Origin of the sequence: Streptomyces rishiriensis (assembly GCF_030815485.1) — a bacterium.
Classification (GTDB): domain Bacteria; phylum Actinomycetota; class Actinomycetes; order Streptomycetales; family Streptomycetaceae; genus Streptomyces; species Streptomyces rishiriensis_A.
On sequence record NZ_JAUSWV010000002.1, the window covers coordinates 1870248 to 1884603 of the forward strand.

Sequence of the window (14356 nt, forward strand, 5' to 3'; positions counted from 1 at the left end):
GCCGCGCCCCTTCATGCCGGTCCGCGCGATCGAGGCCGTCGACCGCCGTGGCCCACCCACGCCGTTGTCAGTGGCGGGTGTCACCATCGAGGAATGATCCAGGTCTGTCTCAACGGAGCGCGCGGCGCCGCGGACAGTGCGGTCGTGCCGCTGACGCCCCGCGCGATGGCGGAGGCCGCGGCCGAGGCCGTGGCGGCGGGGGCCACGGATGTCCATGTCCACCCCAAGACGCCGTGCGGCCGGGACACCATGTCGCCGCGGATGGTCGCGGCGGCCCTCGACGCGATACGCGCCCGGGTGGCGGTCCCGATCGGCGTCACGACGGGCGCCTGGGCGCACCCGGACCCGGTGGACCGGCTCACCCGGGTGCGCGCGTGGACGGTGCTGCCCGACCACGCCTCCGTCAACTGGCACGAGCCGGGCGCCGAGGAGTTGGCCGCCGCCCTCGTCGAGCGGGGCGTGGGCGTGGAGGCCGGCATCTGGTCCGGTACGGACGGGGCGGCGCGGTTCGCCCGCTCACCCCTCGGCCCGAAGGTGCTGCGGGTGCTCGCGGAGGTGACGGACACCGCTCCGGACACGGCCGAGTCGACCGCGCACGCCCTGCTGGCCGACCTCGGCACCGCCTTCGGCCGTCCGGTCCTGCTGCACGGGGAGGACGGCGGCGCCTGGCCGGTGCTGCGGCTGGCGAGGCGGCTGGGCCTGTGGACCAGAGTGGGCCTGGAGGACACACTGATCCGGCCGGACGGGCAACGAGCCGTGTCCAACGCGCAGTTGGTGACGGAGGCGCTGGCCCGGCACGCGTAGGCGTGCTGATCGGGGGAGGGCGTCGGCCGCCCGTCGGGGCGCTCCGATAATCGGTCGCTCCTTTCCCCTCCCGCGGGGACAGTTGGGGGTGATGAAAACCAACTGAGCCAGGCCTCGCAGGCCTTGAAGGAGCTCCTCATGTCGACGCTGCGCGTCACCGCCGAAGTGCTGACCGTCCACGAACACCCCAACGCCGACGCCCTCGAACTGGCCCAGATCGGCCTGTACCGAGCCGTCGTCGCCAAGGGTGCGTACCGCACCGGCGAGGCCGCCGTGTACATCCCCGAGCAGTCGGTGCTCCCCACCGCGCTGGTCGAGGAGCTGGGGCTGACCGGGCGGCTGGCGGGCAGCAGGTCGGACCGGGTGAAGGCGGTGCGGCTGCGGGGCGAGCTGTCGCAGGGGATCGTGTGCCGACCCGAGGCGCTGGCGGACGTCGACCTGGTGCTGGCCGCGGCGGAGGGCACCGACTTCGCCGAGCGGCTGGGCATCGTCAAGTGGGTGCCGCCGATCCCGCCGACCATGAACGGCGACGTGGAGGCGGCGCCGGATCTGCTGCCGTGGGTCGACATCGAGAACATCCAGCGCTACCCCGGCATCTTCGAACCCGGTGAGCCGGTGGTCCTGACCGAGAAACTGCACGGCTCGGCGTGCCTGCTGACGTATGTCGCGGACGAGGAGCGGGTCCATGTCACCTCGAAGGGCTTCGGCGCGAAGTCCCTCGCCCTGACCGAGGATCCGGGGAACCTGTACTGGCGGGCCGTACGCGCCCATGGCGTCCCCGAGGCGGCGGCCCGTCTCGCCGAGCGGCTGGGCGCGCGCCGGATCGGCGTCTTCGGGGAGGTGTACGGAGCGGGCGTGCAGGACCTGACGTACGGCGCGGACGGCCGACGCGACACCCTCGGCTACGCGGTGTTCGACGTGTCCGCGGAGATCGACGGCGTGGTGCGCTGGCTGGACGCGGCGGAGCTGCTGGCCGGTGAACTGCCCCTCGTACCACGCCTGTTCGAGGGCCCGTACGACAGCGAGCGGGTGCTGGAGATCGCGACCGGCCGCGAGAGCGTGTCCGGGCGCGGGCTGCATCTGCGTGAGGGCGTGGTGATCCGGCCTGCCGTCGAGCGGTACAGCCCGGTGACGGGGGGCCGGGCGATCGCCAAGGCGGTGAGCGGCGCGTATCTGACCCGCAAGGGCGGAACCGAGTACGAGTGAGGAATCGGGCGGGGGCGTGAGAGGGGTGGCGGCGGGCGGGGCGAGGGGATGTTCCCGACACGCCAGGCGCACCGGACGCATCGGGCACACCGGATGCGCCCGGAACACCGGATACGCCGGGGCGGCCGCACCGCCCGGCTCAGCGGCAGTCGGCCGCCTCCCCCTCCCGCCGCTCCCCCACCTGCTCCGCCGCCGCCTGCCTCTCCCCTGCCCGCTTCTCCACCAGCAGTCGTGAACCGGATGCCCGTTCGCCGAAGGCGTCGTCGGGGTTGGACAGGACACAGGTGGCGAGGGACAGACAGCCGCAGCCGATGCAGTCGGTGAGGTGGTCGCGAAGCCGGTTGAGCTGCTTGATGCGCTCGTCCAGCTCCGCGCGCCACGCCGCCGAGAGACGGGCCCAGTCCTCACGGGTCGGGGTGCGTTCCTCGGGGAGTTCGGCGAGGGCCTCGCGGATCGTGGCCAGCGGGATGCCGACGCGTTGCGCCGCGCGGACGAAGGCGACGCGACGCAGCGTGTCGCGGTGGTAGCGGCGCTGGTTGCCCGCCGTGCGACGGCTGCCGATCAGGCCCTTCGCCTCGTAGAAGTGCAGGGCGGAGACGGCGGCGCCGCTGCGCGCGGCGAGCTGGCCGACCGTGAGCTCGTGGATCTTCTCGGGAATCTGGGGCACCCCTCGAAGCCTACCCATCGCGTCGTCCACGGGTCCGTTGACATCGGCCCGGCGCCCGACCATGCTAAGCAGTTGCTTAGACCTATGGCACGGTGACATGGGCAGCTAGTGACGCGAGAGGGCCGCAGACATGGCAGAGCCGAAGATCTTCACGTCCGCCGACGAGCTGAAGGCGGCGGTGGGCGAGCAGTTGGGCCACACCGACTGGCTGGAGGTCGACCAGAAGCGGATCGACCTCTTCGCGGAGGCCACCGGAGACCACCAGTGGATCCATGTCGACCCCGAGAAGGCCGCCGCCGGCCCCTTCGGCACCACGATCGCGCACGGCTATCTCACGCTCTCCCTGCTGCCGCTCTTCGGCCCGCAGCTGATCAAGGTGGAGAACGTGAAGATGGGCGTCAACTACGGGACGAACAAGGTCCGTTTCCCCGCCCCGGTGCCCGTCGGCTCGCGCGTGCGCGCCACCGCGACGATCACCGGCGTCGAGGACGTCGCGGGCGGCGTCCAGGTGGCCGTCGCCTTCACCGTGGAGCGTGAGGGCGGGGACAAGCCCGTGTGCGTGGCGGAGTCGGTGTCCCGCTACTACCTCTAGGCACCGCTCACGCAGGGCGCTACTTCGCCGCGCCCACCATCCGCAGCACGAGGTCGGCGTACAGCGCGCCGACCTCGTCGGGGGTGCGGGGGCCGTCCACGTTGAACCAGCGGGCCACGTCGATGCAGAGGGACAGCACGGCGAGGGTCGTGCCGTGCACGTCCAGCACGGTGAACTCGCCGCTCGCCACGCCGTCCTCGATGATCCCGCGCACCTCGGCGTCGACCTGCCGGCGCAGGTCGAGGATCTCGGCGCGGGCGTCGGGGCCGAGCGCGTCCAGCTCGTACTGGACGACCCGTGCCGTCGTGCGGCGCCCGGCGTGCCAGCGGACGAAGGAGCTCACGGCCTCCGCGAGCCGCCCGGTGGCGTCGCCCTCGCCCGCGGCCGCCGTGCGCAGGATGCCCAGCGCACGGTCGTGGCCGATCCGGCTGATGCGGTGGAGCAGCTCTTCCTTGGTCTTGTAGTGGATGTACAGGGCGGCCGGGCTCATCCCCGCGCGGCCCGCGATGTCACGGGTCGTCGTCGCGTGGTAGCCGCGCTCGGCGAAGGCCTCCACGGCGGCGACCAGCAGTCGCCGGGCCGCGTCAGGGGTGACCTCTTCCCACGGCTCGATCTCGCCGCCGGCCGTCTCCTCCGCCGTAGTCATCGCTCGTTCGCCCCTCTCGGTACAGGAGCTACACCATACCGCCGAAGGTGAGCGGCCGCTTAGCGTGCCTGCTCAGATCTTCTCGAAGGGGTCGTGGTCGGCCAGGAGCTTCTCCAGGCGGGCCTGGTCCACCCGGCTCACGATCTGCCCGGCCTCCTGGCGGTCGCGGATCACCTTCGCCAGCGTGAAGGCGGAGGTCACCAGGTACAGGACGGCGATCGCCAGGAAGCCGCGCACCCAGGCGTCGGTGTGGAGGTTGTAGATGCCGATGGCGGTGGCCGCGATGGCGATGCCGAAGGAGGCGACGGCCTGTCCGTAGAACGCCGCCGTACTCTGCTGCTTGACCGGTGTGTCACTCATGGGGACAAGCCTCGGCGCGAACGGCCGGCGCCACATCCGCGCACCTACTCAGACCCGTACTCAGTCACTCCCTCTCAGAACGCCGAAACCCCCGTCAGCGCCCGCCCGATGAGCAGCTTCTGGATCTGGCTGGTGCCCTCGTAGAGGGTCATCACCCGAGCGTCGCGCAGGAGTTTGCCCGCCGGGTACTCGTCGATGTAGCCGTAGCCGCCGAAGACCTGGAGGGCGTTGTTGGCGGCGCGGACGGCGGCCTCCGAGGCGAAGAGCTTGGCCTTGGAGGACTCGGTGGCGAAGGGCAGGCCCCGGTCGATCAGGTCGGCGACCCGCCAGGTCAGCAGCCGGGCCGCGTCCACATCGACCGCGATGTCGCTGATCAGTTCCTGGACCAGCTGGTGATGGGCGATGCTCCGGCCGAACTGCTCGCGTTCGCCCGCGTACCGCACCGCCGCGTCCAGGGCGGCCTGCGCTATGCCGACGCAGCCCGCCGCGACCGACATACGACCCTTGGCCAGCGCCGACATCGCGACGGAGAAGCCCTTGCCCTCGGGCGCCAGCATCGCGGAGGCCGGGACCCGGACGTCGTCCAGGACCAGTTCGGCGGTCGCCTGGGCGCGCAGGCCGAGCTTGCCGTGGATCGCGCGACGGCTCAGGCCCGGGGTGTCGGTGGGGACGAGGAACGCGGAGACGCCCTTGTGGCCGGGCGCGTCCGTCGAGCGGGCGAAGAGCAGGACCACGTCGGCCCAGGTGCCGTTCGTGATGAACATCTTGGTGCCGTTGATCACGTAGGAGTCGCCGTCGCGGACCGCGCGGGTGGCGAGGTTGCCGGCGTCCGAACCGGTGCCGGGCTCGGTGAGGCCGAAGCAGCCGACGTACGCGCCGGAGGTCAGCCCCGGCAGCCAGCGCCGCTTCTGCTCCTCGCTCCCCCAGGCCGCGACGGTCTTCGCGACCAGCCCCAGGGAGACGGAGACGATCCCGCGCACGGACGAGTCCCCACGGCCCAGTTCCTCCGTGACCAGGCAGTACGAGAGATGGTCGCCGCCCGAGCCGCCGTACTCCTCGTCGATCGTCAGGCCCAGGAACCCGACCTCGCCGAGCTTCTTGACCAGGGACCGGTCGATGTCCTCGGCACGGTCCCAGGCGACGACGTGCGGAGCGACCTCGCGGTCCACGAAGTCCTCGGCGAGCCGCCGGACGGCCTCCTGCTCCTCGCTGAGCGCCAGATTCACCACGAGATCACCTCACAGGGGAAGGCCTTCAGGGCTGCTTCACGATTGCCCGTTAAATTAGCACTGCTAGTTTTCAGCGTGCAGCCCTACTATGTGCGCCATGGCCCGACCGCGCAAGCCCCTTCTCAGCACCGACCGGATCGTCGAGACCGCACGGACGCTCGTGGACGCGGAGGGCCTGCCGGCCGTCTCCACCCGGCGGCTCGCCGCCGAACTGGGGGTGAGCGGACCCTCGCTGTACAACCACTTCCGCACGAAGGACGAGATCCTGGAGGCGGTCGCCGACTCGGTGAGCGCGCAGGTCGACCTGTCGATGTTCGAGGACGGCCGGGAGTGGCGGACCGCGCTGCACGACTGGGCCGTCTCCTACCGCGCCGCCCTGCGCGACCACCCGAACATCGTCCCGGTGCTCGCCCGGGGCCCCGGCCGCCGGCCCGCCGGGCTGCGGCTCGCCGACGCCGTGTACGGCGCGATGGTCCGCGCCGGATGGCCGCCCGCGCAGGCCACCTCCATCGGCGCGCTGATGCGGTACTTCGTCATGGGATCCGCGCTCGGCTCGTTCGCCGGCGGCTTCGTCGACGACGTGAGCGCCTACGACCCCGCCGACTACCCGCACCTCGGACAGGCGCACCTCCTCGCCGAGCAGCAGGAGAAGATCGACGAGCGGGCCTTCGGGACGGGACTGACGGCCCTGCTGGACGGGCTCTCCCAGCAGTTCGAGCAGCTCCCCTGACACGGTTCGGCGACCACCGAACGGTCCGTCGCGCATGCTGGACCATGTGAGCATCACGGACACCGGGAACGACAGGGACGTACGGGCGCCGGGGCTGGCCGCCCTCGCCGGGCTCGTCGCCGACGAGACACGGGCCGCCTGCCTGCTGGCGCTGCTCGACGGGCGGGCTTGGACCGCCGGTGAGCTGGCCCGGCACGCGGGTGTGGCCCCGTCGACGCTGAGCGAGCACCTGGGCAAGCTGGTCGCGGGTGGGCTGCTGGCCGAGGAACGCCAGGGGCGGCACCGGTACGTACGGCTCGCCGACACCCGGGTCGCCCAGCTCGTGGAGGACCTGGCCGTCCAGGTCGCCCCGCCTGCCGCCCACCGGCCGCGCACCCTGCGCGCCGCGAGCGCCGGATCGGCGATGGCCCGGGGCCGTACCTGCTACGACCATCTCGCCGGCCGGCTCGGCATCGCCGTGACCGACGCCCTCACCGCCCAGGGACTGCTGAGCGCGGTGAGCGGGCCGGAGGGGCGGATCGACGGGGCGCGAGCGGTGACACCGGCCGTGGGTGGAGCGGTGACACCGGCCGTGGGTGGAGCCGTGACACCGCCCGTGGGTGGAGCGGTGACACCGGCGTCCAGGGAACGGGCCACCGGGTTCCTGCTGACCGAGGCCGGGCTGCGGTGGTTCGAGGGCACCGGCATCACGCTCGACCGCGCGGCCCGCCGTCCGCTCGCCCGTGCCTGTCTCGACTGGACCGAGCGCCGTCCCCATCTGGCGGGAGCCGCGGGCGCGGCCCTGTGCCGACACGCCCTCGACGCGGGCTGGTGCGTGCGGATCGGCTCCGAGCGGGCCGTGAAGGTGACGGCGACGGGCGAGCGGGCCCTGGCCGACCTGCTGGGCATCGAGGCGGCGGCACTGCGCTGACCCGGCCGCGCCGACCCGCCCGGTGCAGCCGCGAGGCCTCGCGCGGGGCCGGCGCCGGCCTCTCGCCCTCTCGGTCACCTGATGCCTCGGTCACCAGGCCCCTCGGTCACCAGGCCTCGCAGCCGAACGGCCCGTCCCCGTCGGCTGTCCCGCGGTCCCCGTTCCGTCCCTCTCCTCGGCCTGCCGGCCTGCCGGCCCAGCAGCCTGCCGGTCCCGGTCGTCCTTGCGTCCCGGGTCCCTCTCGTCCCCGGCCTCCGGGCTCGCGGCCACGGCGGCCCGGCACCCCGGCCCCTGTCCGAAATCCGCGAGCTTTCGAGCCGCCTTTCTTCCTAGCCTGAGGAGCATGATGAACAGCCCCCGGCGTACCGAACGTCGTCCAGAGTTGCTCGCCGCCGGTGCGGCGGCCGTGACCGTCGTGCTGTGGGCCTCGGCCTTCGTGTCGATCCGCAGTGCGGGCGACGCCTACTCGCCGGGGGCGCTGGCGCTCGGGCGGCTGGCCTCCGGGTCGCTGGTGCTGGGGATCATCTGCGCCGTACGGCGTGCGGGGTGGCCGCCGAGGTCCGCCTGGCGCGGGATCGCCGTGTCGGGCGTGCTGTGGTTCGGGTTCTACATGGTCGTGCTCAACTGGGGTGAGCAGCAGGTCGACGCCGGGACGGCGGCGCTGGTGGTGAACATCGGGCCGATCCTCATCGCCCTGCTCGGCGCCCGGCTGCTCGGGGACGTGATGCCGCCGCGGCTGCTGGCGGGGATGGCCGTGTCGTTCGCGGGCGCGGTCGCGGTAGGACTGTCGATGTCGGGCCACGGCGGATCGTCGGTGCTCGGGGTGGTGCTGTGTCTGCTCGCCGCCTTCGGGTACGCGGGCGGGGTCGTCGCGCAGAAGCCCGCCCTGGGGCGGGCGACCGCGCTCCAGGTCACGACGTTCGGATGCGCCATCGGGACGGTGGTGTGTCTGCCGTTCGCGGGGCAGCTGGTCCACGAGGCGGCCGACGCGCCGGTCTCCGCGACGCTCAACATGGTCTATCTGGGCGTCTTCCCGACCGCGCTGGCGTTCACCACGTGGGCGTACGCCCTGGCCCGGACGACCGCGAGCCGCATGGGCGCGACCACGTACGCGGTGCCCGCCCTGGTCGTGCTGATGTCGTGGCTGGCGCTGGGCGAGGTGCCGGGGCTGCTCACCCTGGCCGGTGGGGCGCTGTGTCTGGCGGGTGTGGCCGTCTCGCGGTCGCGGCCGCGTACTCCGCGCACGCCGCCGACGCGGGAGGCGGCAGCGACACGGGAGGCTGAAGCAGAAGCAGAAGCAGAAGCAGAAACAGAAACGGCAGCGGCAGCGGCAGCGGCAGCGGCGCACGAAGCGGGCGCGACGCACGAAGCGCAAGCGGCGCCGACGGAGGTTCCGGCGACCGGGCCCGACCGGGAGGTGGGCCCCCGGACGGGCTGAGACCGCCGGAGCGGGGTCACCGTCAGAACACCACCAGGGCCCGCCCTCCCTTGCCCGCCACCATGTTGTCGAAGGCTCCGGGGATGTCCTCCAGGGTGATGCGCTCCGTCACCAGGGCGCCGAGGTCGAGACGGCCCGCCCGGACGTGGTCGGCGAGGACCGGGAGGTCCTTCGCCGGGTCGCAGTTGCCGTAGACGCAGCCGGCCAGGGTGCGGCCCCAGTGGAAGAGTTCCAGGGCGTTGAAGGTGACCTGCTGGTCCTTGCCGCCGATGCCGACGACCGTGGTGCGACCGCCGCGCCGGGTCGACTCCCAGGCCGTCCGGATGGTGACCGCGCGGCCCACGCACTCGACGGCCACGTCGACCCCCTGCTTGCCGGTGAGGCCGCGGATCTCACGGGCGGTCACCTCGGAGGCGACCACGTACTCCGTGGCGCCCGCCGCCCGGGCCAGCTCCTCCTTCTCCGGAGAGACGTCGACGGCGACGATCGTCGAGGCGCCGGCGATCCGGGCCGCCTGGAGGGTGGCGAGGCCGACGCCGCCGACGCCGAAGACGGCGACCGTCTCGCCGGGGCGGACCCGCGCGGAGTGGTGGACCGCGCCGTAGCCGGTGAGGACGGCGCAGCCGAGCAGGGCCGCGTCGGTGAGGGGGATACCGTCGGGGAGGGGCAGTACGCAGGAGGCCGGGACGACGGTTTCCTCGGCGAAGGCGGCGACGTTCAGCCCCGGGTGGAGGTCCATGCCGTCCGTCGTGCGGGCGTACACCTCCGCGGCACCGTTGAGGGCGTTCACGCACAGCCACACCTCGCCGAGCGTGCAGGGGTGGCAACTTCCGCAGGCGGGGGCCCAGTTGAGGATGACGGCGGCGCCGGGCGCCAGGTGTTCGACGCCCTCGCCGACGGCGACGACCGTGCCCGCGCCCTCATGGCCCAGGACGGCGGGAAGCGGCAGCCGCATGGTGCCGTCGGACAGGGACAGGTCGGAGTGGCAGACCCCGGCGGCGGCGAGCCGGACACGGACCCGGCCCGGGCCGGGTTCCGGAAGGTCGATCTCCGTGATCTCCAACGGAGCGCCGATGGCGGGGAGTACGGCGGCGCGGACAGCCATGATCGGTTGTCTCCCTTAGAACTGGAGGGACTTGGTCTGGAGGTACTCGGCGAGGCCGTGGGCGCCGAGCTCGCGGCCGACGCCCGACTGCTTGTAGCCGCCGAACGGCGCGAGCGGGTTGAAGCGGCCGCCGTTGATGTCGACCTGCCCGGTGTCCATCCGGCGGGCGAAGGCGACCGCCTCCGCCTCGTCCGCGGCCCAGACGGCGCCCGCGAGTCCGTAGACCGTGCCGTTGGCGATCCGCAGGGCGTCCTCCTCGTCCTCGTAACGCAGGACGGACAGGACGGGGCCGAAGATCTCCTCCTGGGCGACGGCCATGTCGGGGGTGACATCGGCGAAGACCGTGGGGCTGACGAAGTAGCCCTGTTCGCGCGGGGACCCGGGGCCGCCCGCGACCAGCCGCGCCCCCTCGGCGACGCCCTTCTCGATGTAACCCAGCACCCGGGCCCGCTGGGCCGCGTTGACCACGGGGCCGATGCGGTCGGCGTACTTGGCGGCCGCGGCCGCGGCGAGCTCGACCGCCTCGTCGTACCGGTCGCGGTGGACCAGCATCCGGGTCCAGGCGCTGCAGGTCTGGCCGGAGTTGGACATCACGTTGGCGACGCCGACGTTGACCGCCCTGGCGAGGTCGGCGCTCGGCAGGATGACGTTGGCGGACTTGCCGCCGAGTTCCAGGGCCACCTTCTTCACGGCCGCGCCCGCCACCGCCGCGATCCGCCTGCCCACGGCCGTGGATCCGGTGAAGGACACCAGGTCGACGCCGGGGTGCTCGACGAGGGCCTGGCCGGCGACCGGGCCCAGGCCGGTGACGAGGTTCAGCACACCGGCCGGGACGCCCGCCTCGTGGACCGCCTCGGCGAACAGCTGGGCGGTCAGCGGGGTGTCCTCGGCGGGCTTCAGAACCACCGTGCAGCCCGCGGCGAGGGCCGGGGCGACCTTGGCGACGATCTGGTGCAGCGGGTAGTTCCAGGGGGTGATGGCCCCGACGACGCCGATCGGCTCGTGGAACACGGTCGAGTTGCCGACCTTCTCCTCGAAGGGGTGGGTCGCGGCCAGCTCGGCGTAGGAACCCGCCACCGCGATCGGCACCGCCGCGTGGACGGCCTGGGAGAAGGCCAGGGGCGCGCCGAGTTCGGCGGTGACCGTCTCGGCGATCTCGTCCTTGCGGGCCGCCAGCACGTCCCGGAGCGCGGTCAGCCGGGCCGCGCGCTCGGCGGGCGGGGTCGCGGCCCAGCCCGGGAGGGCGGCACGGGCCGCCCGTACGGCGGCGTCGACGTCGACGGCGTCGCCCGCCGGGACGCGGGCGATCACCCGCTCGTCCACCGGATCGACGACCTCGATCACATCCCGGCCCGCGGCCGGGCGCCAGGCGCCGTCGAGGTAGATGCCGTCATGTGCCTTCATCGCGTTCCCTTCGGCGGGCCTCGTCGTCCGCGACCTAAACTAGCGTTGATAGTTTTCTGGCACCAGAGGACAACGGGTGAAGGACCCGGAACGCGCGGGACGCCGGACCGCGCCGGTCTCGGGAGGCCTCCTCATTCGTCGAGGTCCGGCAGCCGGGCCGGGGCGGGGCTGATGCGCTCGCCGTGCTGGTCGAAGACGAAGAGATGGGCGATGTCGACGAGGAGCGGGACCTGCATCCCGTGCCGGAGGTCGAAGTCGGGTGTGGTGCGCACCACGAGGTCGCCGAGGGGGCGGGCCTCCGGGGAGACCGGCGGCCGGTCCGGCGCCGACGGCTCGTCCAGTACGCCGACCGCACCGGGGCGCAGGCCGCCCGCGCCCTTGCGCAGGCGGCCCAGGACCCCGCCCTCGCGGCGGCGCCGCCGGGGCGGCCGCTGGACGGGGCGGGGCGCCTCCAGCTCCGGCACGACCGCGAGCCGGGAGCCGGTGTTGAAGTGGACGAGCACCTCGTGACCCTGGAACTCGACGTGCTCCACCAGGCCGGTGATGTGGGTCTCGCCGGGCCGGGCGTCGGCGGGCGTGGCGATGCGGACGGCCTCCGAGCGCAGCCCGACGATCACCTCGCGGCCCTGCTGCACGCGCAGCAGCTTGTGGTCCTGGGAGTGCGGTTCGGGCAGTCGCAGCGCCTGCTTGCCGAGGCTGATCGTCATGGCCCCGTCGAGCGGGGCCCGGACCAGGCCGCGCAGGAGGTTGATGCGCGGGGTGCCGATGAAGGCGGCGACGAAGACGTTGCGCGGCAGGGCGTAGACCGACCGCGGCGTGCCCACCTGCTGGAGGACCCCGCCGCGCAGGACGGCGACCCGGTCGCCGAGCGACATGGCCTCGGCCTGGTCGTGCGTGACGTAGACCGTGGTGACGCCCAGATGCCGGGTCAGCTTGGATATCTCGGCCCGCAGATGGTTGCGGAGTTTGGCGTCGAGATTGGACAGCGGCTCGTCCATCAGGAAGGCGGAGGGGTGCCGGGCGATGGCCCGGCCCATGGCGACGCGCTGGCGTTCGCCGCCGGAGAGCTGGCCGGGGAAGCGGTCGAGGAGGTCCTCGATGCCCAGCATCCGGGCGGTGGCGTCCACCCGGGGGCCCGGGTCGGCGCCGGGGGCCTCGATGCGCAGCGGGAAGCCGATGTTGTCGCGGCCGGTCATGTTCGGGTAGAGCGCGAAGTTCTGGAAGACCATCGCGATGTCCCGCCCCGAGGGCGCCAGGTCGTTGGCGTACTCGCCGTCGAGCCGTAACTCGCCCTCCGTGATGTGCTCCAGGCCGGCGATCATGCGCAGCACGGTGGACTTGCCGCAGCCGGAGGGGCCCAGCAGGACCAGGAACTCGCCGGGCGCGATGTCCAGCGACAGCCGGTCCACGACCCGGACGCCCCGGGTGTGGACCTTGCTGACGTCGTGCAACGAGATGGCGCGTGTCATGAGAAGTGTCCCCGGGGACTCGTGTGCCGGCCGGCCCGGCGCGGTGCTCTGCTGTCCGACCTGCCCCGTGCGGGTCGAACGGGGCTTGTGAGTCACGGAAGTTAACGGACTGTGCGCACCCGGGGGAAGAGACAGGCCCGGATCGGACGACACCGTCCGACAGGTGAGAAACCGGACCGCCTGGTTCAGTGGGTGTCGGCCCGTGGCCGCGGACGCCCGCGCGGCCACGGCGGCGGGTCAGCGGGTCGCCGTCAGATGGGCGAAGACGACGACGTTGCTGGTGTATCCGGTCGCGTGCCGGAAGAGGCCCCCGCAGGTGAGGATGCGCAGCTCGGGGCGGCGGGTCGGGCCGTACACCTCCTTGTCGGGGAAGGTGGCCTTGTCGAAGACGCGCACCTTGTCCACGGTGTAGACGGCCGTCCGGCCGTCGGCGCGCAGGGCCTCGATCCGGGCGCCGCGGGCCACGCGCGCGAGGCCCGCGAAAACCGCCGGGCCGGTCTTGGTGTCGCGGTGGCCCACCGCGACGGCGGTGCCCCGCTCCCCCGGTGTGGGGCCGCCCGCGTACCAGCCGACCAGCTTGGGCCGCTCGAGCGGGGGTGTCCCGAGATGCCGGTCCGGGCCGAGCCGGAGCGGGACGATCGGCGCTTCGATGCCCAGGGAGGGCACGCGCAGGGTGGTCGCCGGGGACCGGGGCAGCGGTCGGGGTGGAGGCTTCGGGCTCTCGGACGCCTTCTTCCCCGCCGACCGGCTCTCCTGGTCGGCGTCGGCCCCGGGGGCCGGGGCGGCCTGTGCCCCGCCGGACGCCGCCTCGCCGGGCCGGGCCGCCGTGGCCGGCCGGTCGTGCCCTCCGCAGCGGACTCCGACCGTCACCAGGACGACCGTGAGCACGGCCGTCCTGGTGAGGCGGTAGGCGCGGGTCCGGTGCCAGGGCCTGCGTACGCGCCTACGCGGCACCATGGGTGCGCCGGCGGATCAGTCGGAAGTAGGCGACGCCGCCGACGGCCACCAGTCCGACGGCCGCGGCTCCGGCCAGCGGGGTGAAGGCCGGCGAGGTGTCGGCGAGACCGCCGCCGCCCGCGTGCACGCCGCCCTCCGGGCCGCCCTTCTCGCCGCTCCACGCGGAACCGCCCTGGGTGCCGCCTTCCCGCCCGCCGCCCTGCGCGGTGCCGTTCTGGCCGCCGCCGGCCTGGCCGTTCGACCCGGCGGCTTCCCGGCCGTCGTCGGTGATCGGCCGGTTCGGGCCCTCGTTCCCGTCGCGCTGACCCTCGCGGCAGTTGATCTTGAAGACCTTCACCTTGGGCGAGGGGACGGCGGGCACGCCGGGGGCGGCCGGCAGCGTCCATTCGAGCGTGTACGACCCTTCGGCCAGCCCCAGGGTGTCGGTGTGCCCGGCACCGTCGGTCAGGGTGATGTTGCCGGTGACGGTGGCGGTGTCGGGGGCCGGGGGCCGCGCCTTGATGGTGTAGGCGACGGTCGGCAGCTCGCCGAAGTTGGCGGCGTCGAGGTAGAACCGGCAGGCGACCGGGTCGTCCTTCGAGACGCCCGGGGGAACCTGTTCGCGGTGGATCCTGATGTCACCGGCCTCCCCCACAGCCACGGCGGACGGTGCCGAGAGGCCGGTGAATCCCGCCGCGGCGAGCACCGTGAGGGCTGTGACGCCGAGGCGGGAGCCGAGGGCGGACGGGAGCGTCGAGCTGGACATGTGCATTCCTCCGAGTCAGGACGATTTTCATACAAATCGCTCTTGCACCTGACTCTCTTTCACATCGGCGCTCCCGACTGTGGGAGCGCCGCCC

General features: G+C 73.2%; 15 protein-coding genes. 6 read left to right on the plus strand and 9 right to left on the minus strand.

What is annotated here, in order from left to right; genetic code table 11:
- Window positions 1-93 precede the first annotated feature (93 nt).
- Entirely contained in the window at window positions 94-804 is a 711-nt protein-coding gene (locus QF030_RS10760; protein WP_307162425.1) for a 3-keto-5-aminohexanoate cleavage protein, read from the plus strand.
- A 138-nt stretch (window positions 805-942) separates the two neighbouring features.
- A complete protein-coding gene (locus QF030_RS10765) occupies window positions 943-2010 on the plus strand; it encodes an RNA ligase (ATP) (protein WP_307162426.1) in 1068 nt (355 codons plus the stop codon).
- 139 nt (window positions 2011-2149) lie between these two features.
- Here QF030_RS10765 and soxR read toward each other — a convergent pair whose 3' ends face one another.
- On the minus strand, window positions 2150-2677 hold the full coding sequence (gene soxR / locus QF030_RS10770; protein ID WP_307162427.1) for a redox-sensitive transcriptional activator SoxR: 528 nt from the start codon (window positions 2675-2677) through the stop codon (window positions 2150-2152).
- Window positions 2678-2807: 130 nt separating this feature from the next.
- Here soxR and QF030_RS10775 point away from each other — a divergent pair, with 130 nt between their 5' ends.
- Entirely contained in the window at window positions 2808-3269 is a 462-nt protein-coding gene (locus QF030_RS10775) for a MaoC family dehydratase (RefSeq protein WP_307162428.1), read from the plus strand.
- Window positions 3270-3288: 19 nt separating this feature from the next.
- Here QF030_RS10775 and QF030_RS10780 read toward each other — a convergent pair whose 3' ends face one another.
- The 3 genes from QF030_RS10780 to QF030_RS10790 form a co-directional block, all read right to left on the minus strand.
- Window positions 3289-3915 (minus strand): TetR/AcrR family transcriptional regulator, encoded by a 627-nt coding sequence (locus QF030_RS10780; RefSeq protein ID WP_307162429.1) that lies wholly within the window; start codon window positions 3913-3915, stop codon window positions 3289-3291.
- A gap of 72 nt (window positions 3916-3987) precedes the next feature.
- Complete coding sequence (locus tag QF030_RS10785; RefSeq protein ID WP_020128241.1) at window positions 3988-4275, minus strand: YiaA/YiaB family inner membrane protein; 288 nt, start codon at window positions 4273-4275, stop codon at window positions 3988-3990.
- A 74-nt stretch (window positions 4276-4349) separates the two neighbouring features.
- Window positions 4350-5501 (minus strand): acyl-CoA dehydrogenase family protein, encoded by a 1152-nt coding sequence (locus QF030_RS10790; RefSeq protein WP_307167534.1) that lies wholly within the window; start codon window positions 5499-5501, stop codon window positions 4350-4352.
- 100 nt (window positions 5502-5601) lie between these two features.
- Between QF030_RS10790 and QF030_RS10795 the strand changes: the two genes are divergently transcribed.
- The 3 genes from QF030_RS10795 (at window position 5602) to QF030_RS10805 (ending at window position 8582) form a co-directional block, all read left to right on the plus strand.
- Window positions 5602-6234 carry a TetR/AcrR family transcriptional regulator gene (locus tag QF030_RS10795; protein WP_307162430.1) on the plus strand — a complete coding sequence of 211 codons (633 nt, stop codon included), beginning with the start codon at window positions 5602-5604 and terminating at the stop codon, window positions 6232-6234.
- Between the two features lie 34 nt (window positions 6235-6268).
- Window positions 6269-7144: an ArsR/SmtB family transcription factor gene (locus QF030_RS10800; RefSeq protein WP_307162432.1), complete on the plus strand. Its 876-nt coding sequence runs from the start codon at window positions 6269-6271 to the stop codon at window positions 7142-7144.
- A gap of 343 nt (window positions 7145-7487) precedes the next feature.
- A complete protein-coding gene (locus QF030_RS10805) occupies window positions 7488-8582 on the plus strand; it encodes a DMT family transporter (protein ID WP_373428756.1) in 1095 nt (364 codons plus the stop codon).
- Between the two features lie 22 nt (window positions 8583-8604).
- Here QF030_RS10805 and QF030_RS10810 read toward each other — a convergent pair whose 3' ends face one another.
- The 5 genes from QF030_RS10810 to QF030_RS10830 all read right to left on the minus strand — a co-directional run bounded on the left by QF030_RS10810 (window position 8605) and on the right by QF030_RS10830 (window position 14262).
- Complete coding sequence (locus tag QF030_RS10810; protein WP_307162433.1) at window positions 8605-9687, minus strand: Zn-dependent alcohol dehydrogenase; 1083 nt, start codon at window positions 9685-9687, stop codon at window positions 8605-8607.
- Between the two features lie 15 nt (window positions 9688-9702).
- Window positions 9703-11091 (minus strand): aldehyde dehydrogenase family protein, encoded by a 1389-nt coding sequence (locus tag QF030_RS10815; protein WP_307162434.1) that lies wholly within the window; start codon window positions 11089-11091, stop codon window positions 9703-9705.
- 131 nt (window positions 11092-11222) lie between these two features.
- Entirely contained in the window at window positions 11223-12560 is a 1338-nt protein-coding gene (locus tag QF030_RS10820; RefSeq protein WP_307162435.1) for an ABC transporter ATP-binding protein, read from the minus strand.
- 237 nt (window positions 12561-12797) lie between these two features.
- A complete protein-coding gene (locus QF030_RS10825) occupies window positions 12798-13517 on the minus strand; it encodes a class F sortase (protein ID WP_307162436.1) in 720 nt (239 codons plus the stop codon).
- Window positions 13504-14262: a hypothetical protein gene (locus QF030_RS10830; RefSeq protein ID WP_307162437.1), complete on the minus strand. Its 759-nt coding sequence runs from the start codon at window positions 14260-14262 to the stop codon at window positions 13504-13506. The genes QF030_RS10825 and QF030_RS10830 overlap by 14 nt, the downstream gene beginning before the upstream one ends.
- Window positions 14263-14356: the final 94 nt, after the last annotated feature.

Coding starts and splice junctions, on each gene's coding strand:
- QF030_RS10760 (WP_307162425.1), top strand. CDS start 94: ATGATCCAGGTCTGTCTCAACGGAGCGCGCGGCGCCGCGGACAGTGCG.
- QF030_RS10765 (WP_307162426.1), top strand. CDS start 943: ATGTCGACGCTGCGCGTCACCGCCGAAGTGCTGACCGTCCACGAACAC.
- QF030_RS10775 (WP_307162428.1), top strand. CDS start 2,808: ATGGCAGAGCCGAAGATCTTCACGTCCGCCGACGAGCTGAAGGCGGCG.
- QF030_RS10780 (WP_307162429.1), bottom strand. CDS start 3,915: ATGACTACGGCGGAGGAGACGGCCGGCGGCGAGATCGAGCCGTGGGAA.
- QF030_RS10785 (WP_020128241.1), bottom strand. CDS start 4,275: ATGAGTGACACACCGGTCAAGCAGCAGAGTACGGCGGCGTTCTACGGA.
- QF030_RS10795 (WP_307162430.1), top strand. CDS start 5,602: ATGGCCCGACCGCGCAAGCCCCTTCTCAGCACCGACCGGATCGTCGAG.
- QF030_RS10800 (WP_307162432.1), top strand. CDS start 6,269: ATGCTGGACCATGTGAGCATCACGGACACCGGGAACGACAGGGACGTA.
- QF030_RS10805 (WP_373428756.1), top strand. CDS start 7,488: ATGATGAACAGCCCCCGGCGTACCGAACGTCGTCCAGAGTTGCTCGCC.
- QF030_RS10810 (WP_307162433.1), bottom strand. CDS start 9,687: ATGGCTGTCCGCGCCGCCGTACTCCCCGCCATCGGCGCTCCGTTGGAG.
- QF030_RS10815 (WP_307162434.1), bottom strand. CDS start 11,091: ATGAAGGCACATGACGGCATCTACCTCGACGGCGCCTGGCGCCCGGCC.
- QF030_RS10820 (WP_307162435.1), bottom strand. CDS start 12,560: ATGACACGCGCCATCTCGTTGCACGACGTCAGCAAGGTCCACACCCGG.
- QF030_RS10825 (WP_307162436.1), bottom strand. CDS start 13,517: ATGGTGCCGCGTAGGCGCGTACGCAGGCCCTGGCACCGGACCCGCGCC.
- QF030_RS10830 (WP_307162437.1), bottom strand. CDS start 14,262: ATGTCCAGCTCGACGCTCCCGTCCGCCCTCGGCTCCCGCCTCGGCGTC.